Below are 24,463 nucleotides of genomic sequence, written 5' to 3' on the forward strand. Positions count from 1 at the left end.
GGGGGCCGAATCTCGTTTGCCATTATCCACCCACTCCTGTCCGTGTAGGAAGTTCGCTCATGACACGTTTTGTCTTTATTACCGGTGGCGTGGTGTCCTCTCTGGGAAAAGGGATCGCATCCGCCGCTCTGGGCGCCCTGCTGCAGGCGCGTGGCTACAAGGTGCGTCTGCGCAAGCTTGATCCCTACCTGAACGTGGACCCCGGCACCATGAGCCCTTACCAGCATGGTGAAGTGTTCGTGACCGAAGATGGCGCCGAGACCGATCTGGATCTGGGGCATTACGAGCGCTTTACCGGAGTGAATGCCAGCAAGGAGGATAATACCACCACGGGGCGGATCTATTCCGATGTGATCCTGCGTGAACGCCGTGGGGATTATCTGGGCGCGACCGTGCAGGTCATTCCGCATATTACCGATGCCATCAAGGATATTGTCGTTGCCAATACCGATGATCTGGACTTTGTTCTGGTCGAAATCGGCGGCACGGTGGGGGATATTGAAAGCCTGCCTTTCCTTGAGGCCATCCGTCAGTTGCGTAATGATCTGGGTACGGACCAGACCATGGTTGTGCATCTGACGCTCCTGCCCTGGATTGCATCGGCAGGTGAGCTGAAAACAAAACCCACACAGCATTCGGTCAAGGAACTGCAGAATGTGGGTATCCAGCCCCAGATCCTGCTCTGCCGGTGTGACAGGCCCATTCCCCCCACGGAAAGGCGCAAGATCGCCAGCTTCTGTAACGTCCGGCCCGAAGCGGTTATCGCTGCCCGCGATGTGGATACGATTTACGCCTGCCCCCTCTCCTATCATGCTGAAGGCATGGATAACGAGGTGCTGCGTTACTTCGGTCTGCCGTATCAGGACGAGCCCGACCTCGAAAACTGGCGCCGCGTTGTCGATGCTATTCGCCACCCTGAAAGCGAAGTGCGTATTGCAGTCGTCGGCAAATACACAGCGCTGCTCGATAGCTACAAATCGCTGAACGAAGCGCTGCTACACGGTGGGATTGCCCACCGGGTCAAAGTGACGTTGCAGTGGATCGATTCTGAAAAAATCGAGAAAAACCCGGCTCTTCTGGAAGAAACTCTGGGCGATGTCCACGGCGTTCTCGTGCCCGGCGGCTTTGGTGAGCGCGGCTCACAGGGCAAGATTGAGGCCATTCGCTTTGCGCGTGAAAAGGGTATTCCCTTCCTTGGTATCTGCTTTGGCATGCAGATGGCGGTTATTGAATGCGCAAGAAACCTTGCTGGCCTGCCCGATGCTTCGTCAACCGAGTTCGGCCGCACGGATGAACCCCTTGTTGGCCTGATGACGGAATGGGCGCGTGGTAATGAGCGCCTGCGCCGGAGCGAAGGTGGTGAACTGGGTGGCACCATGCGTCTGGGTGCTTATCCGGCAGCGCTTGTCCCAGGTACCCGGGCAGCCGAGGTATATGGTGCTACCGCTATCCGTGAGCGTCATCGCCATCGGTATGAGGTGAATATCCATTACCGCGAACAGCTTGAAAAAACCGGGCTGAAGTTCTCCGGCCTTTCCCCTGACGGTATTCTGCCTGAAGTTGTGGAATATACTGATCACCCGTGGTTTGTGGCGGTGCAGTATCATCCTGAACTGAAGTCGCGTCCGTTTGCGCCGCATCCGCTGTTTGCCGGTTTTGTGGGGGCATCTCTCAACAAGGCGCGTCTGGTATGACGGCTCCTGTCGGCCAACCCGTAAAGGTCGGCAATCTGCTCATTGGCAACGATCAGCCTTTTGTGCTGATCGCGGGGCCCTGCCAGATTGAATCCGCCGCGCACGCGCTGGAAACCGCAGCAGCACTGAAAGAACAGTGCGAAAGTCTCGGTATTGGCCTGATTTATAAAAGTTCTTACGACAAGGCCAACCGCACCAGCCTGAGCAGCCAGCGGGGCATTGGCCTGCGTGACGGGCTGGATATCCTTGCCCGTGTGCGCGAAACCTACGGTATTCCGGTGCTGACGGACGTGCACGCTCCTGAGCAGTGCGCGCAGGTTGCGCAGGCTGTCGATGTGCTCCAAATCCCGGCGTTTTTGTGCAGGCAGACCGATCTGCTGATCGCAGCGGGGGAAACCGGTGCTGCGATCAATGTCAAGAAAGGCCAGTTTCTGGCTCCGTGGGATATGACCCATGTAGCGGCAAAAATTGCGGCTACGGGCAACCGCAACATTATGCTGTGCGAACGCGGTACAAGTTTTGGCTATAATACGCTGGTCAATGATATGCGTGGCCTGCCGATTATGGCGCAGGATGGTTACCCGGTGGTGTTTGACGCCACGCATTCTGTGCAGCAGCCGGGTGGGCTTGGCGGCGCTTCAGGCGGTCAGCGTGAATTTGCCCCGGTTGTTGCGCGGGCGGCACTGGCAGTTGGTGTCGCCGCCCTGTTTATCGAAACCCATCAGGACCCGGACCATGCGCCTAGCGATGGGCCTAACATGCTGCCGCTAGCCAGCATGCCCGCTCTTTTGCAGCGTTTCAGGCAGATTGATGACCTGATAAAATCCACCACCTGATTAATCAAGTGGTGGCGGTTTCTGTCCGCATAAGGTTTTTCGTAAAAGGCCCGCCTTTATAAGAGGCGGGCCTTTTACGTTTTAGACGTCCAGATTGGCCACCTTGAGGGCGTTACCAACAATAAAGTCACGGCGGGGTTCCACCACGTCGCCCATCAGGGTTGTAAAGACATCTCCTGCTTCTTCCAGATCGCCAACGCGAACCTGCAACAGGGTGCGCATGGATGGGTCCAGCGTGGTTTCCCACAGCTGTTCATCGTTCATTTCGCCCAGCCCTTTGAAGCGGTTGATCGCCAGACCGCGCCGCCCCTGCGAGAGCAGGCGTGCAAAAAGCTCGGCGGGGCCAGACAGGGCGTGCTCCACCGTTTCTGATTTCAGGCGCACACCATTGGCAAAGTCTTCGTGCAGTCTGTCGTTCTGTGCGCTGAGCCAGCGGGCATCCGCACTGCCAAGGGCTGTGGGGTCGATGCGGTACATTTCCCCAACACCGCGCACATTGCGGGCCAGTTCAAGTCCGTCGGCGCTGGCTGTGACTTTCCAGCCTTTTTCTCCTTCGGGGGATGCTGCGTCCAGCCGTTCCTGCAGGGTGGCAACGCGAGGTTGCAGGATGGAGAGATCGGCATTGAGAGCACCGGCAAGGGCTGCCTGCTCTACAATCCAGGCCGGGATACGACCTGCAAGACGGTTGATGACCTGACTGGCCTGCCGGATAAAGGGAATATCGGCCTCAAGCGTATCGCCTGCAACGGTGCGCCCGCTGGAGTAAACGAAACTGAATCCGTTTAGCGCCTTGTCGAGCAGGTAGCGCTCAAGGGCGGCATCGTCCTTCAGGTAGGTTTCATCATTGCCGCGCTTGGCGCGGTAGAGAGGCGGCTGGGCAATGTACAGATAGCCGCGCTCGATGAGTTCGGGCATCTGCCGGAAAAAGAACGTCAGCAACAGGGTGCGGATATGCGAGCCGTCCACGTCAGCGTCGGTCATGATGACGATACGGTGGTAGCGGAGCTTTTCGATGGAAAAACCACCCTGTTCTGGCTCGCCCCGGCCAATACCTGTGCCCAGAGCTGTAATCAGGGTGCCGATTTCCGCCGAGCCGAGCATTCTGTCGAAACGTGCCCGTTCCACATTCAGGATCTTGCCCTTAAGCGGCAGAATGGCCTGAAAGCGTCTGTCACGTCCCTGCTTGGCGGTTCCGCCTGCGGAATCACCCTCGACCAGAAAGAGTTCGGCCTTGGAAGGGTCGCGGGCCTGACAGTCCGCCAGCTTACCCGGTAGGGAGGACACGTCCAGCACGCCTTTGCGGCGGGTAAGTTCGCGTGCCTTGCGGGCGCCTCACGGGCGGAGGCGGCGTCCAGCACCTTGGAGATGACGGTCTTGGCTTCTTTGGGGTGGGTTTCAAACCAGTGGCCGATAATATCGGCCACGGCGGAATGAACGACCGGCTGAACCTCGGAAGAAACCAGCTTGTCCTTGGTCTGTGACGAGAATTTGGGGTCGGGCACCTTGACCGACAGCACCGCCGTCAGGCCTTCGCGCATGTCTTCGCCCTGCAGGGACTGAGCGTCTTTTTTGGCAAGGCTTTCAGCATATTTACCGACAACGCGGGTCAGGGCCTGCCGGAAGCCTGCCAGATGGGCGCCACCGTCACGCTGGGGGATATTGTTGGTGAAACACAGCATGGTTTCATGAAAGCTGTCGTTCCAGCTCAGCGCGAACTCAACCTTAATGCCGTTTTCAGCATTTTCAAGGCTGCCGGTAACGGGCGGGGTGATCAGCGATGTGCGTGAACGGTCGAGCCAGTTCACAAAGGCTTCCAGCCCGCCTTCGTAATGGAAAATCTCTTCGCGCACGGTGGCCGTGCGTGCATCGCGCAGGATGATTTCAAGCCCTGAGTTCAGGAAGGCCAACTCGCGCAGACGACGTTCGAGGATGGCAAAATCAAACTCGGTGCGGGGAAAGGTCTCGCCGCTGGGCTTGAAGGTCACTTCCGTGCCGGTTTCTTCGCTCGACGCGCCAACGACTTCAAGCGGGGCTACACGCTCACCATGGGTGAAGCGGATAAAATGCTCCTGCCCGTTACGCCAGATCCGTACATCCATCCATTCGGACAGGGCGTTGACCACCGCGGCACCCACGCCGTGCAGGCCGCCGGAAACCTTGTAGGAGTTCTGGTTGAACTTGCCGCCCGCATGTAGGCGTGTAAGCACGACCTCTGCGGCGCTTATGCCTTCCTCGGGGTGCATGTCGGTGGGAATGCCGCGCCCGTTGTCCCTTACGCTTACGCTGCCATCGGCATTCAGGGTCAGAACACAGCGGGAGGCAAAACCGGCCTGCGCCTCATCCACTGCGTTATCAATGATTTCAAACGCCATGTGGTGCAGGCCAGAGCCGTCGTCGGTATCGCCGATATACATGCCCGGACGCTTACGAACCGCATCCAGTCCCTTCAGCACGGAGATCGAGGCAGCATCGTAATCGTCTGAAACTGCTGCTGGCATAGGCTGAGAGACATCTGACATAAGAACGGTACGCTCCGTAAGGAAAGAACAGAAACCTGCAAAATCTTATACCGCGCGCAGCCAGTGGCGACCAGCACATACGGCGTGTTTTTGTTCAGCTTGGCAAAAAAGCGCCCTGCTGCAGAACGCTGAAACGGGCATGGGATTTCAGTTCGGCGAATGGTTCTACGTCCGTGCCCGTCAGAATGACTGTTGTGCGGAAGCCGCGCACACTTTCGAGCAGGGTTGCGCGGCGTCCAGCATCCAGATGCACGAGGGGTTCATCCAGCAGCAGCAGGGGCGCTGCATTGCGTCGGTCTTCCACCAGACGTGCGTGAGCCAGAATAACCCCCAGTAGCAGAGCTTTCTGCTGGCCGGTGCTGGCCTGTGCTGCCTGTTGGCCTGATTGATGGTCCGAGAGCACGAAATCGCTCCGGTGCACGCCAGACGTTGTGCGCCCGCGTGTGCGGTCCTGATCGCGAAGGCTTTCCAGCCGGGTGCGGAGCCAGTCTTCCACCGCAAGGGCGGGGTGTTGCAAAAGCCTGTCGCTGATCGGGCAGTCCATGCGCAGTTGTATGGCAGGGAAAGCACCCAGTGCCGTGCTGGCGTAGTGTGAGAGAAGATGCACCACATCATTGCGCGCAGCAGCTACGGCCACGGCATGTTGCGCCATGGTGGCTTCCAGCGCGCCCAGCCAGGAGTGTTCGCCAAAACGGGTCTGGAGTAGGCGGTTGCGATGGCTCATGGCGCGGTCATATGCAGCGAGTTCGCGTGCGTGCTGAGGGGTTACGGCTATGACCAGCCTATCCAGAAAGCGCCTGCGGCCCGATGCCCCTTCGCTGAACAGCCGGTCCATCTGCGGGGTAATCCATACGGCAGATGGAGCCTGCTCCCACCCTGCGGCGCTGCGGCTCTGTCTGCCATTGAACAGAAAGCTGCGGCGTGAGCCGTCTGCTCCAGCTTGTGCGCCTGTGCCGATTTCAACCGGACTGCCATCAATTTCAAAACTGGCGGATACCCCCCATGCCTCGCTGCCATTGCGACCGAGCTGGGCAAGGGGTGCTGCGCGGAGCCCGCGTCCGGGCGAGAGGAGGGATATGGCTTCAAGAAGGTTGGTTTTGCCGCTGCCATTGGTGCCAGTTAGCACCAGAAGGGCGTTATCGGGTTGCCATGTCAGGCGTTCATAATTGCGGAACTGCGTAAGTGCCAGTTTCAGGAGCCTTGGCATGGCTCTGCTTTTCCGCTGGTCTTGAACCCGAATGTACCAGCCCATTCATGGGAAATGGATGGGCTGGTGCTCATATGGGGTGTGCTGTGTCGTTTCAGGCTTACACGCGCATGGGCATGAGCACGTAGAGTGCCGCCGGGCTATCCACATCACGCACGATGGTGGGGGATGCACTATCGGCAAAAACGAACTCGACTTCTTTTTCAACCTGATCCGTCACATCGTTGAGGTAACGGGCCTGAAAGCCGATTTCGAGCGCTTCAGCCGTATAGGAAATCCGGTTATCGTCCAGTTCTTCCTTGGCCATGCCCTGCTCGGCACTGGAGGCCGACAGGGTCAGCAGGCCGGGTTCTAGGGCCAGTTTGACCGGGCGTGAGCGTTCCTGACTGATGGCCGCCACACGGGCCACGGCGTCGGAGAAGTCTTTTTTACCCACGCGCAGCACGCGGTTGTTGTTGCGCGGGATGACCCGCTCATATTCGGGGAAGGTGCCATCGATCAGCTTCGACGTCAGAACAACCGCCCCGACCGTGAACTGGATGCGCGTTTCGGACAAGGCTACGGCGATTTCTTCCGGGGCCTCGTCAAGCAGCTTGCGTAGTTCGCTAACGGTCTTGCGCGGGATGATAACGCCGGGAATGCCCGAAGCCCCGGCGGGCAGCGGTGCCTGCACGCGGGCCAGGCGGTGCCCATCCGTTGCCACCGCACGCAGCAGGGCTTCGCCCTCGACATCCGTGGCATGCAGGTAAATGCCGTTCAGGTAATAGCGGGTTTCTTCGGTTGAAATGGCAAAGCGGGTCCGGTCGATCAGCCCGCGCAGGGTGGCGGAAGCCAGATTGAAGCTATGCGGGAAGTCCCCTGCCCCCATGGACGGAAAATCATCCACTCCCAGCACGTTCAGGCGTGTGGCGTAGCGCCCGGCGCGCAGGTTAAGCTGACCGTCCTCGCCGTTCTGGTCCAGTTCAACGGCCACACCATCGGGGAGTTTGCGCACGATTTCGTACAGCACGGCGGCGGGAGCCGTTGTGGCCCCTTCCCGGCTGACACTGGCCGGCACGTGCTCCACAACCTCGATTTCCATATCCGTGGCTTTGAGGCTGAGCTGCCCTTGCGCCGCCTGAATAAGAACATTGGCCAGAATGGGGATGGTGTTGCGCTTTTCCGCAACACTCTGGATATGAGCCAATGCCTTGAGCAGCGTCGTGCGCTCCGCCGAAAATTTCATCTGGTTCTCGTTCCCTGCACATAGGCGCGCTCTCTGGCTGGAGCGCGCGGCATCATCCCACAAAAAAGTAACAGTCGGCAATAATCAGTCAATCCCCCTGAGGGGGCGAAGTTTTTTTCAGCTTTCCAGCATTCTGCGCAGCAGTTCCACATCTTCCGCAAAAGCCGCATCGCGCTCCATCAGCTCACTTACGCGGCTGACGGCGTGCATGACGGTGGTGTGGTCACGATTACCGAATTTGCGACCGATTTCAGGCAGGGAGCGGCTGGTAAGCTGCTTGGCCAGATACATGGCGACCTGGCGCGGGCGGGCGACATTGCGCGCGCGCCGTGCGGAGGACATGTCGGTCAGGCGGATATTCCAGTGCTCGGCAACCTTCTTCTGGATTTCCTCAATGGTTACGCGCCGGTCATGCGCCTTGAGGAGGTCGTGCAGCACATCCTGCGTGGCTTCAAGCGTCACGGGGCGGCCGAACAGATTGGCGTGGGCGATCAGCCGGTTGAGCGCGCCTTCCAGTTCACGGACGTTGGATGTGATCTTATGCGCCAGAAATTCCAGCACCTTGGCGGGCACGACCACGCCAGACGATGCCGCCTTGGATTCAAGAATGGAAATACGCAGCTCAAACGTGGTGGCATGAATATCCGCCACCATGCCGCAGCCCAGTCGTGTCCGTAGCCTGTCTTCCAGCCCTGAGAGATCAGAGGGGGACTTGTCGGCTGAGACAACGATCTGGCGCCCGGCATCTACCAGCGCGTTAAACGTGTGGAAGAACTCTTCCTGCGTATTGTCCTTGCCGATGAGGAACTGAAGATCGTCGATCATCAGAACGTCAACGGAGCGGAGCTGCTCTTTGAACTCGATGGTGGATTGCGAGCGAATGGCCGCGATAAAGCGGTACATGAACTTTTCGGCCGACATATAGGCCACCGAGACCTGCCCGGTTTTGAGAAGCTCCGTGCCGATGGCGTGCATCAGATGCGTTTTGCCTAGGCCGACGCCGCCGTAAAGAAAGAGCGGGTTAAAACCAGCACTGGAAGGCTTTTCCGCCACGCGCCGGGCGCAGGCATAGGCGAACTCGTTCGGTTTACCCACCACGAAGGTATCGAAGGTAAAGCGGCTGTCGAGTGCGGTTACCAGATCACTACGGTTATCCGGTGCGGCCGGGCGCGCGGGGGCGCTGTCTTCGGGCTGCGTCGGGGAGCTGAGATGGGTTGCGGGCGGTGTGGGGGCTGCCGGGTCGCCCGCACGGGTAACCTGTAGCTCAACCCGGCGCAGGAAAGGCACTTCCTGGTGCCACAGGTCGCTCAGCCGGTCACCATACTGGCTACGCACCCAGTCGCGCAGGAAGCGGGTTGGCAGCAGCAGCGTGATTTCGTCACCATCGACAGGGCCAAGGGCAATTTTGGTCAGCCATGTCCGGTATTCGACTTCACCAACCTCATCCTTCAGGCGGGCGCAGATACGCAGCACGATTCCTCAAGTCCTTCGCCACTGTGCAGTCCGGAAAAGGCGCTTTCGTCATCGTCCACCCCGATTGTCATTTTTGCTCCCGAGCAGTGTAAGGGGCGCGAATCCCGCGCGTGTTCAAGGGTGATAGAACACGCCGGTTGCGGCGCGGTGTTCAGGTCAACGGTTCTGGGGGGTATTTACCAGCGCGGCCACGCCAGCGCGGAGTGTCCCTGTAACCGAAAAAACATTCAGCCAGAATAGGCGGCGGTGCAGCCTCGGGCAACGAAAAACTGGCCCCTTTTTGGGGAGAATGCGCCCAAGGGTGTTTGAGAAAAAACAAAGCCGAATCATCATGTGATGATTCGGCTTTGCTGTGCATCTCAAGCATGCCGGCCTATTGGCCCGCCATGTTGGCTCAGGCGGTTGCCAGAGCCTTCACGCGAGCGGACAGGCGGGAAATCTTGCGTGCCACGGTGTTGTGGTGGATCACACCTTTGGTGGCGGCGCGCTGGATTTCAGGCTGTGCAACGCGCAGGGCTTCACGCGCGCTGTCATGGTCGCCAGCGGCGATTGCCGTCTCAACCTTCTTGATGAAGGTACGCATGCGGGATTTACGGGCCGTGTTGCGTGCAGTCCGCTTCGCGGTCTGTCTGATGCGCTTACGCGCCGAAGCGATGTTCGCCATGAGTTTCTGTTCTGTCCAGCACTGAATATAAAAGAAGGCGGCCAATCATGTCGGCCACAAGAGTAAGCGGCTCTGTAATGCAGGCAGGCATGTCACGTCAAGCGTGTTCGGTGCGCCAGCACACTTTCATCAGCTTTTCTGATGACGTGGACAGAAGAAACTTGAGCGGCCTGACTGGGTCATGCGTTCCACGCCCGCGCAGGCAGGTGGGCCGGGGCAGCGTGGACAGGGTTCGCCTGCACGCCCGTATACCCGCCATGCGTGCTGGAAATACCCCATATCTCCCTCGGGGCGCACATAATCACGTAGACTGGACCCACCGGCCTCCACCGCTTCATTAAGGACCGCGCGTATGGCCCGTACCAGCTTGCCCGCAGCAGGGCGCGTGAGGGAGGCTGCCGGTAATGCCGGGTGCAAGTCAGCCCGGTAGAGGGCTTCGGCCACATAGATGTTGCCAAGCCCCGCTACGATTTTCTGGTCCAGCAGCATTGATTTGAGTGGTGCCTTACGGTCTGCACAGGCCGCCAGCAGTGTGGCGGCGGTAAACTGTGGCTCCAGAGGTTCCGGCCCCATGCCGCATAACAGCGGGTGTGTGTCCTCTGCGGCTGTTTCCACCAGCCCAGCGCGCCGAAACGACGGGGGTCGACATAGGCCACGCGGTCGCCTTCGTGCATGAGAAAGGTCACATGTTCGTGCGGCGCGGGGGCGGATTCAGAATCGAGAACGATCTTACCTGACATGCTAGATGCAGCAGGATCGAGACCTCGCCCGACAGTCGGACAAGAATATACTTTCCCCGCCGCCGGAAGCCCATAATGCGGCGACCGCTGACAGTTTGCGAAAAACTGGCGGGAATCCGCCATCTTAGGTCATGGCGATGGACGGTTGCGTGTTGGATGACACGGTTTTGCAGCGCATTGGACATGCCGCGCATCACCGTTTCGACTTCAGGGAGTTCCGGCATGGCTACAAAGCAGGGTATAGAGGAAACCCATGACCGACAACTCTCATGCGCCCTCCCCTGTTTCTGCCGACGTAATGGCGGAAGAAACGGATTTTGGCTTCCGCTCCGTCAGGAAGGAAGAAAAGAAAAACCTCGTTCGCTCGGTATTTGACAGCGTTGCTGGCAAATACGACGTCATGAACGACATCATGTCTCTCGGTATCCATCGGGTCTGGAAGCGGATTTTCGTGACCGAGCTGGGCCCCCAGCCGGGCCTGCGCCTGCTTGATCTCGCTGGCGGCACGGGTGATATCACGTTCGGCTGGCTCAAGGGTGGTGGTGGCCCCGCGATCATGACCGACATCAACAGCAGCATGCTGTCTGTCGGGCGGGATCGGGCCATCAATCAGGGGCTGGTGTCTGATCTGTCTTTCTGCGTGGTCGATGCCGAGGCTATTCCCCTGCGCGATATGTCCGTGGACCGGGTTTCCATCGCATTCGGCCTGCGTAACTGCACGGACAAGCTGGCTGTTATCCGTGAGGCGCGCCGGGTCTTGCGGCCGGGTGGCCGATTCATGTGTCTGGAATTTTCCAAGGTGCAGGTCGCAGCGCTCGCCCCCATTTACGATGCGTGGTCCTTCAATGTGCTGCCCGCCATGGGGGGTATGGTGGCCAAGGACAGGGATAGCTACCAGTATCTGGCCGAGAGCATCCGCATGTTCCCCGATCAGGAAACGCTGGCGAGCATGTTCCGCGAGGCCGGGCTGTCGCATGTGCGTTACCAGTCACTCTCGGGCGGGATTGCAGCCATTCATTCAGGCTGGCGTATCTGACCTGCCATGGCACGGCCTGACACGCTCCGCTCCGTTCTGCTTGTCATTAGCGGCAGTATTGCCGCTTACAAGGCTCCCGAGCTGATCCGGCTGCTTCAGGCCGAAGGCATGAGGGTGCGCTGCGTGTTGAGTAAGGGGGGCAGCCAGTTTGTTACTCCCCTTACGCTTCAGGCTCTGACAGGGGAAACCGTAGCGCAGGACCTGTTCTCCCTGACTGAAGAACAGGAAATGGGGCATATCGCCCTATCCCGCTGGCTGATCTGGTGCTGGTCTGCCCGGCATCGGCCAATCTTCTGGCCCGTATGGCTGGTGGCCTGGCCGAAGATCTGGCCAGCACATTGCTGCTGGCCACCGATGCGCCTGTTATGGTGGCACCGGCCATGAATGTCAGAATGTGGGAGCACCCCGCAACCCGGCAGAACATGGCGGTATTGGCCGAACGCGGGGTGGAAATCCTGCCTCCTGATACGGGCGCGATGGCGTGTGGTGAGTTCGGCGCAGGCCGCCTGCCCTCACCTGCCGCCATACGGGACGCTGTTCTGGCTTTTTTTCTACGCAGAGAGCGAAAAAGTGGCCCATTGGCGGGCTTGCGTGCATTGGTGACGGCAGGCCCTACGCATGAACCACTCGACCCGGTTCGGTATCTGGCCAATCGCTCATCTGGCCGACAGGGTTATGCCATTGCTCAGGCTCTGGCCGAACAGGGGGCGGATGTAACGCTGGTCAGTGGCCCGGTAACGCTTGCGGCTCCGGTGGGTGTTCGCCTTGTGCGGTGTGAAACGGCGCAGGAAATGCAGGCACATGTTATGCAGGCCATGCCATGCGATGTGGCGATCTGCACCGCGGCCGTAGCGGATTGGCGCCCTGAAACAGAGGCCTCCCAGAAAATCAAAAAAACTGGCGATATGCGCCCCCCGGCTCTGACACTGGTGCCTAACCCCGATATTCTGGCGCAGCTTTGTGCCCTTGGCACAGGGCGACCCGGTCTTGTCATTGGCTTTGCTGCCGAGACGGAAACCGTGCAGGCGCATGCGCAGGCTAAGCGTGCGCGCAAGGGCTGTGACTGGCTTGTGGCGAATGATGTAAGCCCCCAGACCGGCATTATGGGCGGTGATGAGAATGAGATCATGCTCATTACTGCTGATGGTGTGGAAACATGGCCTCGCATGAGCAAGCACGACGTTGCCAAAAAACTGGCCGGGCGTGTTGCTGGTTGGTGGCGTGATGTCCGTTAGCCCCGGTGCGAGTGAAATTTTATGATAACAGGAAAAAACAGTCATGCCTCTTTCCGGCAATAGTGAGATCGCTCCAGGCAGCAATGTTCAGGTGCAGGTTCAGTGTCTTGCCCATAGTGCCGGTTTGCCGCTGCCTTCCTATGCGACATCAGGGGCCGCTGGCATGGATTTTCTGGCGGCGGTGGAACAGCCGATGGTTATTGCACCGGGCGCGCGCGGGCTGGTGCCTACGGGGCTGAAAATCGCTCTGCCGCCGGGGTATGAACTCCAGATACGCCCGCGTTCGGGGTTGGCGCTCAAACACGGTATTGTCCTGCCCAATGCACCGGGCACGATTGACGAGGATTACCGTGGAGAAATTGGTATTATTGTCATGAATGCCGGAGCCGAGCCCTTTATAGTGGAGCGCGGCATGCGTATCGCTCAGGGGGTGGTTGCCCCTGTCGTGCGGGCAGTCTGGAGCGAAAGCACCAGTCTGGATGAAACCGCGCGGGGCGAAGGTGGGTTTGGCAGTACGGGAACGCGCTCTTCATGAATGACCGGCAGCAGGGTTTTCCATCGCAACCGGAGCTGTTTTCATCGCTGGGCCAGCGTTATGTAAACAGTGCGGATGTTCTGCTGCTTGTCTGTGTCGCGGCCTGCGCGATTGCCGCAGGGGCAGCCGTGCGCCACATGCTTGGCCCGTTGGCGGCGGTTACGGCCACCCCTGTGCATCTCGAGTTCAGCTACCTGCCGGCTATGCCCTGCGCACGACGTTGCGGATGTTCGCTGCTTTGGGCGTGTCGCTGGTTTTTACCTTCTGTTACGCAACGCTGGCTGCGCGGAGTGCGCGCGCACGGCAGATACTCATTCCTTTGCTGGATGTCCTGCAATCCGTGCCTATTCTCGGATTTCTGGCATTTACGGTTACGTTTTTTCTCGCTCTTTTCCCGGGTCGTATTCTGGGCGGCGAGCTTGCGGCCATTTTCACCATTTTCACCAGTCAGGCATGGAACATGACGCTGGGCATGTATCAGAGCCTGCGTGCCGTGCCATCCGAACTGGATGAGGCGCCCGCTGCTTTGGCCTGACATCATGGCAGAAATTTTGGCGGCTTGATGTGCCCTGCGCCGTGCCCTCTCTGGTGTGGAATGCCATGATGTCCATGGCCGGTGGCTGGTTCATGGTTGTGTATTCGGAGAGCATCTCTGTCGGGAATACAGAGGTGGTTCTGCCCGGTATTGGCTCATACGTAGGGCGGGCGATTGATCAGAAAGACATCGCCGCCATAGGGGCCGCCATAGCCGCCATGATGGCGGTTATCCTGCTTTACGACCAGTTGCTGTTCCGCCCGCTGGCGGCATGGGCCACGCGCTTTCGGCTGGGTGGAGGAGATGGTGGTGTGCAGGTTGTGGAACCGTGGTTTTTGCGGTTTCTGCGCCGCACGCGGCTGATCAGCAGCTTTGGGGATGCCCTGTTTCTTGCTGCCCGAAAAATCAGCTATCTGAAACTGGGCCGTGCCGTGGGGGTTGCGCGTCCGTCTTCATCCTCTGGCAGAGGTGTATCCGAGTGGCTGTGGCGGGGTTTTCTGGTGGTGGTCTTTCTTGCCGCCCTGTTCCTTGTCGGCCGCTATACTTATGAAACCTATGCTATGGCGGAAGTGGGGCATGTGTTCGTGCTGGGCGGCATTACCATGCTGCGTGTCATGAGCATGCTGCTGCTGGCTTCTGTGATCTGGGTGCCGTTGGGTGTGTGGCTGGGTCTTGACCCGGTGCGGGCACGGCGGGCGCAACTGGCGGCGCAATATTGCGCAGCGTTTCCCGCCAACCTGTTTTTCCCGGTCTTTGTGGTGGGGATTGTACATTTCAATCTGGTGCCGGATGTGTGGCTCACGCCCCTGATGATTCTGGGGGCGCAGTGGTACATCCTGTTCAATGTTATTGCCGGGGCCTCATCCCTTCCGGCGGAACTGCTGGAAGTCTGTCGCAGCCTGAATGTACGGGGGTGGTTCTGGTGGCGCAGGGTACTGCTGCCCGGTATCATGCCTTACTATCTGGTTGGGGCTGTAGCAGCGGCAGGTGGCGCGTGGAATGCCGCCATTGCTTCTGAAATGGCGCAGTGGGGCGATGTCACGCTCGTGGCCCATGGGCTCGGGGCCTATATTGCGCAGGCAACCCTGCGTGGTGACATCAACCAGATCGGGCTTGGCACGGTTATCATGTGCGTGCTGGTCATGCTGCTGAACACGCTGTTCTGGCGACCGTTGTCCGATTTCGCGGCACGGCGTCTCAAACTCAACTGACCGGATCGTACACGCCATGGAGTTTCTGACCCAACCAAGCCAGGCCATGCCTGAAGGAACGGTTCTGGCGGAAGCCAGGCATGTCCGGCAGTTCTATCATAAGGATAGTGCCGCAGACGTGCAGGTGCTGGACGATGTAAACCTGACACTGCACGCGGGCGAAATCGTAGGGCTTCTGGGGCGTTCTGGCTCTGGCAAATCGACCCTGCTGCGTATTCTGGCGGGCCTGCTCCCCCCGACTTCGGGCGAGGTGTTGTGGAAGGGACAGAAACTGGCCGGCCCCATTACCGAAATTGCGGTCGTGTTCCAGTCGTTCGCGCTGTTTCCGTGGATGACCGTTGAAGAAAACGTGGCGCTCGGGCTGGACGCCAACGGTGTGCCTGCGTCGGAGCGGGACGTGCTGGTTGAAAACGCGATCAGCCTGATCGGTCTGGGTGGTTACGAAAATGCGTGGCCCAAGGAATTGTCAGGCGGCATGCAGCAGCGTGTGGGGCTGGCGCGGGCGCTGGTCGTGCGCCCTGCCCTGCTGTTGATGGATGAACCGTTTTCAGCCCTTGATGTGCTGACAGCCGAAAACCTGCGCACGGATCTGATCGAGCTTTGGTCAGAGAAAAAACTGCCGGTTCAGAGCATGCTGATCGTGACCCACAATATCGAAGAAGCGGTTCTGATGTGTGATCGGATCGTGATTGCTTCTTCCAACCCGGGGCGGGTTGCGCATGTGCTGCATGTGCCCTTTGCACACCCTCGCAACCGTGAGGACACCGCTTTCCGGCAGTTGGTGGACCATATTTATGCCCTGATGACCCAGCGCGCCCCGATTATTTCCGAGGCTGATCTGGCCGGTGGTGCGCAGGCTGCTCCGCTTGCGCCCTCGTTCAGGGCGCTGGTGCCCGTGTCCATTACGATGATGATCGGGATGATGGAAGCGCTGGCGGCATCCCCTCTGAATGGGCGGGCCGATCTGCCTGTTCTGGCGGAAAAGCTCCAGCTAGAGCTGGATGACCTGTTCCCGCTGGGAGAATCGCTTGAGCTTCTGGCTCTGGCCGAGCTTGAAGATGGCGATATCCTGCTGACCAATGAAGGTGTGCATTTTGTTCTGAGTGACCTAGAGGAACGCAAGGCCATCATGGGTCATGCGTTGCGGCATTACGTGCCGCTGGTCAAGACAATCTGCTCCACGCTGGATGAACGGCCGAACCATGCGGTCAAGGCCGAGCGCTTTCGGGATGAGCTGGAAGCCAGTATGTCGCCCGACTATGCGAGGCAGACGCTCCAGACCATTATCGGCTGGGCGCGCTTTGCCGAACTGTTCGATTATGATGAGGAAAGCGACCGCTTCTTTCTGGAAGATGAAGCCGGGGAATAACGGGCCGCCCCCTCGGTGCTGGGGGGCATGGTCAGTTCAACGAAAGAGTGAGCCGAATACGGTACGGGCTTTGGCTACCTTGGGGGCGATCACAACCTGACAGTAGCCCGCCTGCGGGTTGCGGGCGTAATAGTTGTGGTGCTTTTCTTCGGCAGGCCAGAATGTAACGGCAGGCACGACCTCTGTAACAGGGGGCCTCCCCCACAGGTTATCACGCGTGATTTCGTCCATGACTGCGCGGGCTGTCTGCTGCTGCTCGGCTGTCTGGTAGAAAATAGCGGAGCGATACTGGGTGCCGACATCGTTGCCCTGCCTGTTCAGGGTTGTCGGGTCATGCACGACAAAGAACAGACGCAGCAGTGTTTCAAAAGAAAGCACGGCGGGGTCCCATTCCAGCCGGATGACTTCGGCATGGCCTGTCTGCCCTGAGCAGACCTGCTCATAGGTTGGGTGATCGACAGTGCCGCCTGCATAGCCGGGGGTAACGCTTTTAAGGCCTTTCAACCCCTGAAAAGAAGCCTCCAGACACCAGAAGCATCCACCACCCAGAACTGCCGTTTCCATCATTTTCACTCCTGTTCCATCCCGCATGGAAGGGCATGGAGCTTAACGCCATGCGGGATGGAAGGTTGTGTCTCTGTTCAGCCAATCCGTGCCAGAGCCGCACGCAGGCGCGTGCATTCGCCCTGCTGGACTTCCAGCCTTTCGCGCATTTCCTGCACGATTTCGGGCTTGGCGCGGCTGACGAAGTTTTCATTGCCGAGTTTCTTGTCGGTTTTGGAAACCTCATCTTCCGCCTTGGCCAGATCCTTGGTCAGACGCGCCTTTTCCACGCTCAGGTCTATCAGCCCTTCCAGCGGCAGAATGAGCGTGGCTTCATCCACAATCATCTGGGCCGCACCCTTAGGGATTTCGCCCTCAAGGGTGGTGATCTCGGAAATGCGGGCCATACGGCGGACTGAGTCTGCCCAGCGGTTAACGCGGTCCATCGTTTCCGCGCTGGCATCCTTGAACAGCACCGGCGCCAGAAGCGAAGGCGGAATGTTCATTTCTGAACGCACGGTACGGATTTCGGTAATCAGGCGGATGATATGGTCACATTCGCGCTGGGCATCCTGTGCTTCAAGCGGCTGTGCGGGCAGCGGCCATGGAGCGTTGATCAGGCTGCCTTCTTCACCAAAGCCGAATTCATGCCACAGCGTGTCGGTAATGAACGGCACCACAGGCTGGAGCAGACGCAGGATCATGCCCAGAACATGAGCCGCTACGGCCCTGATTTCTGCGGCTTCGTCCGCATTGTCAGAGGTAAAGACCGGCTTGGCGAATTCAAGGAACCAGTCGCAGAAGCGGTTCCAGACAAAACGGTACGCGCTCTGGGCATATTCATCGAAACGATAGGCCTGAAGGGCGTTTGTGGCCTCGATGACGGCGGTCTCGGCCTCGGCAATGATCCAGCGGCCCAGTGGTGAGCGCACTGCATGGGGGTCGAAACCGGGCTGCGGGGCCACGCCGTTCATTTCGCAGAAACGTGCGGCGTTCCACAGCTTGGTCATGAACGCGCGGTAGTCTTCCACCCGCTTGCGGCCTAGTTTGACATCGCGACCGATCCCCGTAAGGGCGCAGATGGTAAAGCGCATGGCATCGGCACCGTAATCGTCGATCAGCTCAAGCGGATCGATACCATTGCCTTTGCTCTTGGACATTTTCTGTCCGTGCTCATCGCGCACCAGCCCATGGATGAAAACATGCCGGAAAGGCACATCCTTCATGAAGTGCTGGCCCATCATCATCATCCGGGCGACCCAGAAAAAGATGATGTCAAAGCCCGTTACCAGCACATCGGTCGGGTAGTAACGGTTGAGTTCCGGGGTCTGTTCGGGCCAGCCCAGTGTCGAGAACGGCCACAGCGCGGAGGAGAACCACGTGTCCAGCACGTCTTCATCCTGGCGCAGGGGCTGGGCTTCTCCGTAATGCTGTGTGGCCAGTTTTTGTGCTTCGGCTTCGTCATGTGCGACAAAAACATGCTCATCCGGGCCGTACCATGCGGGAATACGATGCCCCCACCAGAGTTGGCGGGAAATGCACCAAGGCTGGATATCGCGCATCCAGGCAAAAAAGGTGTTTTCCCACTGTTTGGGCACAAATTCCGTTTTGCCGGAGGTAACCGCTTCCATGGCCGGGCCAGCCAGTTTGCCGGCATCGCAGTACCACTGTGTTGTCAGGCGCGGTTCGATAACGGCGCCACCGCGCTCAGCATGAGGCACCTGATGGCGGTGGGGCTCGATTTTTTCCAGCCAGCCGGTTTCTTCCAGCTTGGCCACAATGGCCTTGCGGGCTTCCTCACGCGGCAGGCCCGACAGGGAGCGGACAAAAGCCGGATCGGCCAGCCCGTCCTGCGCGGTGAGTTCAGCATCGATTTCGTCAAGAATGACGCGCGCCTGATCGTCCAGAATGGAGAGCATGGGCAGCGCGTGCCGACGGCCGACCTCAAAATCGTTGAAGTCATGCGCAGGGGTGATCTTGACCGCGCCACTCCCCTTTTCTGGGTCTGAGTGTTCATCCGCCACGATGGGGATAAGGCGTCCGGTCAACGGCAGGCGCACAAAGCGGCCAATGAGTGCCGTGTAGCGTTCATCTTCGGGGTGAACGGCTACAGCCGTATCGCCCAGCATGGTTTCAGGCCGGGTGGTTGCAACCGTGATGGTCACATCGTCCAGACCGTCCACGGGGTAGCGGATATACCACAGGTTGCCCGCTACATCCTTGCTTTCCACTTCAAGGTCGGAAATGGCGGAGCGGAACACCGGATCCCAGTTTACCAGACGGCGGTCGCGGTAAATCAGGCCATCACGGAACAGGCTGACAAAAACCTCCCGCACCGAGCGGGACAGCCCTTCATCCATGGTAAAGCGCTCACGCGGCCAGTCGAGCGAGGCCCCGAGCCTGCGGAGCTGGCGGGTAATGCCCCCGCCGGATTCTTCTTTCCACTTCCATACGCGCTCGACAAAAGCCTCGCGCCCCATGGCCTGTCTGGATGAGCCTTCCGCACCAACGGCGCGTTCAACCACCATCTGTGTGGCAATGCCTGCGTGGTCGGTGCCCGGCTGCCAGAGCGTATCGAACCCCTGCATGCGCTTCCAGCGGATAAGGGTATCCTGCAGGGTCATGGTCAGTGCATGGCCCATATGCAGGGTGCCGGTCACATTGGGCGGCGGGATCATGATGGTGAAGGGCTGCCTGTCGCTGCCCGGCTGCGCCGAAAACGCCTTACGGCTCTCCCACAGGTCGTAAAGGCGTTTTTCGGTCTGAGCGGGTTCAAAGGTCTTGTTGAGCATCTTCATCCAACCATAAGCCACGTAAAAAAGGCGGCAGGCATGTACTGCCCCCGCCATGCAGGACTGTCATTCTCTTGCCTGAGCACATTACCCTGCCATCTGTCTGGCAGGGGTATCGCGCCCCGGCTCCTGTCATCAGCCTGTGTTTCAGGCTGCGGGAACGATTACCTGCACCCGAACATGATGGCTGTCTTTTACCGTGAGAGCGTGTGGCTTGTCACCATCCCGTGCGATGATTCAGGTGCCCGCTCCATGGCGCGTGGTTTTGTGTTCACTCAGGCAGGCACCGTAAGCCCTGTCTTACAGGGCAAAGCTGCGGGTGGGGGTGAATTCAGGCAAAAGCGGGCACCGGGCTTCTGAAAGGCGTGTCAGGACAAACCCGTCGGCCCCACCCGTGGCAGCAGTGGCCACGAACAGTTCGGAAAGATCGCCCGCCTTGTGTATCAGCCCGACGACCCGGCCCCCCGCTGCAAGCTGGGTATGGCAGAACGTAGGTAGCGCTGTAATGGCGCCATCGAAATAGATCAGGTCATAGGGGGCGCGGGTTTCGTCCCCCTGCTGCAAAGAGCCGCAGACCCAGTGAACGGCAGGCAGAGCCGCGCAGAAGTCCTGCCCCTGCTTGCAAAGGGCCGTATCCGATTCCACCGCCGTGACTGTAAGCCCCAGCGACGCCAGAAGTGCTGCGCTGTATCCTGTGCCGGCTCCGACAACCAGCGCATGTTGGCCGGGGAGCGGGTTGGCAGCCTGCAAAAGCCGGGCTGTCAGTAAGGGTTGCAGCAGTACCCTGCCCGCGCCCAGTGGCAGGCTGACATCCGCATAGGCCAGCGCCTGCTGGGCTGCGGGAACGCAGGCCTGACGGGCAAGGAGCCGCATGGCTTTGAGAACGCGCGGATTGCTGATTTCAGACGGGCGGAGCTGGTCATCCACCATCAGGTTACGCGCCTCGTCCCAATCCTGCGTGCTGGCGGCTGGGTCAATCCTTGTGGCGGCGGGTAACGTCATGGGCGGCCCCTTCTGGTCTGTGCGGTTTCATCCAACCCCGGTGGCCGGTATGAAGCAACGACTATGTGACATAATGGAAAAAAAAACGCACAACACAACGTCTTGACCAATCAGGCGGAACAGTGGATAAGGCACTCACTGCACCATGGTCCGGTGGCAGAATGGTGATGTAGCGGACTGCAAATCCGCGTATGTGGGTTCGATTCCCGCCCGGACCTCCATTTTCTCAATGGAAATGGTTTTAACTGTTGTGGCGACAGGCCACGGTGCAAGGCATTCTTCAAAAATTACAAAACAGATATTGCCACCGACATAAGCGGTGGATGTCTGATTTTGTGTTTTATCCCTGCTTTCAGGGAATACGAATCATTTGGGGCCGCCTCTTGCGGGGCGGCCCCATGAGCAGATGCTCAGAACGGTGCGTCGATATCCACAACGTCAATCAGCTTGTGGTTGACGAATTCCTTGATACCAAGGCCGATCAGTTCGCGCCCATGGCCGGAGCGGGCCACACCGCCGAACGGCAGGTCAGCCTTGACCATGGTGGGATGGTTGATGAACACCATGCCCGTATAGATGCGCCGGGCAACGGCCACGCCGCGCTCGGTATCACGGGTAAAGACAGACCCACCGAGGCCGTAGGGCGAATCATTGGCGATTCTGATCGCGTCGTTTTCGTCCTTGGCCCGGTAAAGCTGGGTGACGGGACCAAAGAATTCCCAGTGGCGCGCGGCGTTGTTTTCAAGCCCCGTGACCAGAAGCGGCTGGAAGAACGCCCCCTGTTCGGGTACCGGTGCGCCGATCACTTCAACCGTGGCGCCCAGCTTGCGGGCTTCTTCCACCTGATTGCGCAGGTCGTCCGCAGCTTTTTGCGAGGAAAGCGGGGCCAGCGTGGTTTCGGGAGACAGCGGATCGCCCGCGCGCAGTTCGGCAACGCCTTTCTTGTAAAGCTCAACAAAGCGGTCATAGATCGCGTCAGCTACGATCAGGCGCTTGGCGGAAACGCAAACCTGCCCAGCGTTCCAGTGACGCCCGAAAACAGCCCATTTGACGGCTTTTTCAAGGTCGGCATCTTCCAGAACGATGAAGGCATCTGCCCCACCCAGTTCCATGGTCGCTTTCTTCAGCGCCTTGCCAGCCGTTGCCGCGACGATGGAGCCTGCGCCTTCGGAGCCGGTGAGAGCAACACCGCATACGCGCGGGTCGTTCAGCACGGTTTCCGTGTGGTGGCGGGCCAGATACAGGTTGCGGAAGGCACCGTCCGGCAGCCCCGCCTTTTTCATCAGATCATCGAAAATGGCAGCGCACTGCGGCACGTTGGAAGCGTGCTTGAGCAGAACCGTGTTGCCAGCCGAAAGCTGCGGCGCGATGATGCGGGCGATCTGGTAGTAAGGGAAGTTCCAAGGTTCGATGGCCAGAACAATACCCTGCGGCTCATGCACCAGTATGGCCTTGCCTTCTTCAGGGTTCTTGACCGGCAGGGCTTCGCTTTTCAGCAGCCGCTCGGCGTGTTCCGCATAATATTCAAATATTTCGGCTGAAAGGATGACTTCCGCCCGGGCTTCGGTCAGCAGCTTGCCCATTTCAAGGGTGAGCAGGCGGGCATACTCATCCAGATTGTCACGCAGGATGGTGGCAGCCGCGGTCATGACCTTTGCCCGTTCGGCAAAAGAAGTCTCGCGCCAGTTCAGAAAAGCGGCGTAGGCACCATCCAGTGCAGCCTGCACTTCCTGATCAGTCGCATCGGGAAAACCTTGAGGGTTTCGCCTGTGTAGGGGTTTGTTGTGGCGTAAGCCATGATGTTTTTCTCCGTTTTGTAAACGCCTTGGCACCATGCGACACTCACGCCCGATGAGGTATGGCAAATTCTGCTCCGTTATTGCCTGATCCTGTCATGGGGGAGAGTTTTAGCCGGTAAAATCCGTTTGATTTTACGCCACACCGTTGCCTTATTATATCTGAGCTTTGAGAATATGCGCGATTCAGGCAATCAATGGCTGGTGGCCCGACAGGCCGTGGCAAAAGGGACAGGGCATGACGGATAATCTGGCTGCATTGCAGTCTCTTGTCAGGCGGCATTGCCAGCAGCATCAGGTTGCAACGGCCATTCCTGAACTGACTCTCTACAGCGCCGAGGCTGTGAGCGAACCCCTGACCTTTGTTTCAGAGCCGCAAGTCTATGTGATTGTGCAGGGCCGTCAGCAAGTCATGCTGCGAGACAAGGTGTTCGACTACGATGCCAGCCATTATCTGGTAACGGCGGTTGATCTGCCCGTGGCGGGCTGCATTACGCAGGCCACGCCAGAAAGCCCTTATCTGGCGCTGTGTCTGGCCCTTGACCCCGCGCAGATCGCGGAACTGCTGTTGGTTGTCAATGACAGGCAGGTTGACCCGTATCAGGCCTGTATCATGGGTATGGGGCTGAGCCCGTTGAACAGCAACATCACCGACCCGCTCCTGCGCCTGCTACGTCTGCTCGACCAGCCTGAGGATATTTCTATCCTCAAGCCCATGATCATGCGCGAACTGCTTTACCGGATTTTGCAGGGTGATCAGGGCTGTGCGCTCAAGCAGATCGCGACCGCAGGCAGTGCGCTGTCACAGATCAGCCGCGCCATACACTGGATGTCGCAGCATTATTCCGAGCCGTTTGATATCGCTAGTGTGGCGGGTATTGCGGGTATGAGCCTTTCCACGTTTCATCGGCATTTCAGGGCAGCGACCAATATGAGCCCCCTGCAATACCGCACGCAGCGGCGCTTGCAGGAGGCGCGGCGGCGTATGGTGAGCGAACATATCGATGCCGCTGGGGCAGCCTTTGCTGTTGGCTACGAAAGTCCATCGCAGTTCAGTCGGGAATATCGGCGCATGTTCGGCCGTCCCCCAGCGCAGGATGCCCAGTATGTGCGTGAGGCACAGGAAAGCGCACGCGACCGGGGATAAGGCTACCCGGCCCGTGCAGCATGCCTGTTTTCAGTGCGTGTCTTTCTGCCCGACCGCCAGAGAGAGCAGAATACGCTCACGCAGCGCCTGCGGTACCAGTCGTGTGAGCACTTCCAGCACACGGAAAGGCCACGGGAACACGCACACGGCCTGTTTACGCTCAATGGCACGCGCGCAGAGCCGGGCGGCCTTTTTGGCGGAAACAAGGAAAGGCCGAGGCCCTTCAAGCCGCTGGCTCATGGGCGTATCCACAAAGCCGGGGGCAATCAGCGTTACGGCAATATTATGCTGCCGCCAGCCCAGCCCCGCAGCCTTTGCAAAGAATGCGAGCCCTGCCTTGGAACTGCTATAGGATGCAGCAAAGGGCATTTCGTAAAAGGCAGCGACTGAACCAAAGAATGCGATCCGTCCGCCCCCACGCTCCGCCATGCCCTGAGCCGCCGCCGTAGCGAGAGCAACCGGTGTGGAATAATTGACCTGAGCCAGTTGCAGAACCTTGTCAGGGCTTTCCGTTGTGCTGCCGGGGGTTTGAATATCCGAAAGCCCGGCACCGAGAATGACCAGATCCGGTTGGCTTGCAGCATCGTCCTCACGATAGGCGTTCAGCGCGGCCTGCCCATCGCACAAATCCACCTGTCTGGTCTGGACGCTGGCTCCCATGCCGCCGCAGAGCGTGGCAAGTTCACCCAGTTTCTGCGCGTTACGCCCCCATAGAATGAGCGTGCGGCCCGGTGCCGCGTAGAGGCGGGCAAGCTCGGCCCCAATGCCGCCAGAAGCGCCTGTAATCAGGATCGTGCGGGGGGCATAAGGCGCAGTTGTATCGGATTTCAATATTTTTTCCTTTCCCATCGAGGCGGAATAAGGCATCACCCCTGTGGTTTTTACCCGCAGATGACGGAGTGGC

14 protein-coding genes, 1 tRNA gene and 5 pseudogenes are annotated in these 24,463 nt (G+C 59.2%); 9 read left to right on the forward strand and 11 right to left on the reverse strand.

The window, feature by feature from the left end:
- The first annotated feature begins 59 nt into the window (after positions 1-59).
- Both JCM25143_RS00700 and kdsA read left to right on the forward strand, forming a co-directional pair.
- Positions 60-1,694: a CTP synthase gene (locus JCM25143_RS00700; protein ID WP_025859673.1), complete on the forward strand. Its 1,635-nt coding sequence runs from the start codon at positions 60-62 to the stop codon at positions 1,692-1,694.
- On the forward strand, positions 1,691-2,530 hold the full coding sequence (gene kdsA / locus JCM25143_RS00705; protein WP_025859674.1) for a 3-deoxy-8-phosphooctulonate synthase: 840 nt from the start codon (positions 1,691-1,693) through the stop codon (positions 2,528-2,530). Before JCM25143_RS00700 ends, kdsA begins: the two co-directional genes overlap by 4 nt.
- An 81-nt stretch (positions 2,531-2,611) precedes the next feature.
- Here the strand turns inward: kdsA and gyrB are convergent.
- From gyrB to mutM, 6 genes and pseudogenes are all read right to left on the reverse strand, one after another.
- Positions 2,612-5,049: pseudogene (gene gyrB / locus JCM25143_RS24960) on the reverse strand (DNA topoisomerase (ATP-hydrolyzing) subunit B).
- A 94-nt stretch (positions 5,050-5,143) separates the two neighbouring features.
- Positions 5,144-6,256, reverse strand: a complete 1,113-nt coding sequence (recF, locus tag JCM25143_RS00715; RefSeq protein WP_025859675.1) for a DNA replication/repair protein RecF — start codon at positions 6,254-6,256, stop codon at positions 5,144-5,146.
- 100 nt (positions 6,257-6,356) lie between these two features.
- Positions 6,357-7,481, reverse strand: coding sequence for a DNA polymerase III subunit beta (dnaN, locus tag JCM25143_RS00720; RefSeq protein ID WP_025859676.1), 1,125 nt, complete (start codon positions 7,479-7,481; stop codon positions 6,357-6,359).
- Positions 7,482-7,598: 117 nt separating this feature from the next.
- Positions 7,599-8,954 carry a chromosomal replication initiator protein DnaA gene (gene dnaA / locus JCM25143_RS00725; protein WP_025859677.1) on the reverse strand — a complete coding sequence of 452 codons (1,356 nt, stop codon included), beginning with the start codon at positions 8,952-8,954 and terminating at the stop codon, positions 7,599-7,601.
- A 394-nt stretch (positions 8,955-9,348) separates the two neighbouring features.
- Positions 9,349-9,618 (reverse strand): 30S ribosomal protein S20, encoded by a 270-nt coding sequence (rpsT, locus tag JCM25143_RS00735; RefSeq protein ID WP_025859679.1) that lies wholly within the window; start codon positions 9,616-9,618, stop codon positions 9,349-9,351.
- Between the two features lie 129 nt (positions 9,619-9,747).
- A pseudogene (gene mutM / locus JCM25143_RS15600) lies at positions 9,748-10,582 on the reverse strand (bifunctional DNA-formamidopyrimidine glycosylase/DNA-(apurinic or apyrimidinic site) lyase).
- A 29-nt stretch (positions 10,583-10,611) separates the two neighbouring features.
- On the opposite strand from mutM, the gene JCM25143_RS00745 reads away from it, so the two are divergent.
- The 5 genes and pseudogenes from JCM25143_RS00745 (at position 10,612) to JCM25143_RS00765 (ending at position 16,279) form a co-directional block, all read left to right on the forward strand.
- Positions 10,612-11,394 carry a class I SAM-dependent methyltransferase gene (locus JCM25143_RS00745; RefSeq protein ID WP_025859680.1) on the forward strand — a complete coding sequence of 261 codons (783 nt, stop codon included), beginning with the start codon at positions 10,612-10,614 and terminating at the stop codon, positions 11,392-11,394.
- A 6-nt stretch (positions 11,395-11,400) separates the two neighbouring features.
- Positions 11,401-12,629: pseudogene (gene coaBC, locus JCM25143_RS15605) on the forward strand (bifunctional phosphopantothenoylcysteine decarboxylase/phosphopantothenate--cysteine ligase CoaBC).
- Positions 12,630-12,672: 43 nt separating this feature from the next.
- Positions 12,673-13,164: a dUTP diphosphatase gene (gene dut, locus JCM25143_RS00755; RefSeq protein ID WP_051542699.1), complete on the forward strand. Its 492-nt coding sequence runs from the start codon at positions 12,673-12,675 to the stop codon at positions 13,162-13,164.
- Positions 13,161-14,910, forward strand: a pseudogene (locus JCM25143_RS15610) (ABC transporter permease). The gene dut and the pseudogene JCM25143_RS15610 overlap by 4 nt, the downstream one beginning before the upstream one ends.
- Before the next feature lie 46 nt (positions 14,911-14,956).
- Entirely contained in the window at positions 14,957-16,279 is a 1,323-nt protein-coding gene (locus JCM25143_RS00765) for an ABC transporter ATP-binding protein (protein ID WP_035370271.1), read from the forward strand.
- 36 nt (positions 16,280-16,315) lie between these two features.
- On the opposite strand, the gene msrA is transcribed toward JCM25143_RS00765, so the two are convergent.
- From msrA to JCM25143_RS00780, 3 genes are all read right to left on the reverse strand, one after another.
- The gene (msrA, locus tag JCM25143_RS00770) at positions 16,316-16,843 is read right to left on the reverse strand and encodes a peptide-methionine (S)-S-oxide reductase MsrA (protein ID WP_025859683.1); all 528 of its coding nucleotides are present in this window, start codon (positions 16,841-16,843) and stop codon (positions 16,316-16,318) included.
- A gap of 77 nt (positions 16,844-16,920) precedes the next feature.
- Positions 16,921-19,614, reverse strand: a complete 2,694-nt coding sequence (locus JCM25143_RS00775) for a valine--tRNA ligase (RefSeq protein WP_025859684.1) — start codon at positions 19,612-19,614, stop codon at positions 16,921-16,923.
- Between the two features lie 300 nt (positions 19,615-19,914).
- Complete coding sequence (locus JCM25143_RS00780; RefSeq protein WP_051542702.1) at positions 19,915-20,616, reverse strand: protein-L-isoaspartate O-methyltransferase family protein; 702 nt, start codon at positions 20,614-20,616, stop codon at positions 19,915-19,917.
- 147 nt (positions 20,617-20,763) lie between these two features.
- Between JCM25143_RS00780 and JCM25143_RS00785 the strand changes: the two genes are divergently transcribed.
- A tRNA-Cys gene (locus JCM25143_RS00785) sits at positions 20,764-20,837 on the forward strand.
- A 189-nt stretch (positions 20,838-21,026) separates the two neighbouring features.
- Here the strand turns inward: JCM25143_RS00785 and JCM25143_RS15615 are convergent.
- A pseudogene (locus tag JCM25143_RS15615) lies at positions 21,027-22,414 on the reverse strand (NAD-dependent succinate-semialdehyde dehydrogenase).
- 236 nt (positions 22,415-22,650) lie between these two features.
- Here JCM25143_RS15615 and JCM25143_RS00795 point away from each other — a divergent pair.
- Positions 22,651-23,559: an AraC family transcriptional regulator gene (locus tag JCM25143_RS00795; protein WP_025859686.1), complete on the forward strand. Its 909-nt coding sequence runs from the start codon at positions 22,651-22,653 to the stop codon at positions 23,557-23,559.
- A 30-nt stretch (positions 23,560-23,589) separates the two neighbouring features.
- Here the strand turns inward: JCM25143_RS00795 and JCM25143_RS00800 are convergent, their stop codons facing one another.
- Positions 23,590-24,390 (reverse strand): SDR family NAD(P)-dependent oxidoreductase, encoded by an 801-nt coding sequence (locus JCM25143_RS00800; RefSeq protein WP_234394813.1) that lies wholly within the window; start codon positions 24,388-24,390, stop codon positions 23,590-23,592.
- Positions 24,391-24,463: the final 73 nt, after the last annotated feature.

Source organism: Acetobacter papayae JCM 25143 (assembly GCF_000613285.1).
Taxonomy (GTDB): domain Bacteria; phylum Pseudomonadota; class Alphaproteobacteria; order Acetobacterales; family Acetobacteraceae; genus Acetobacter; species Acetobacter papayae.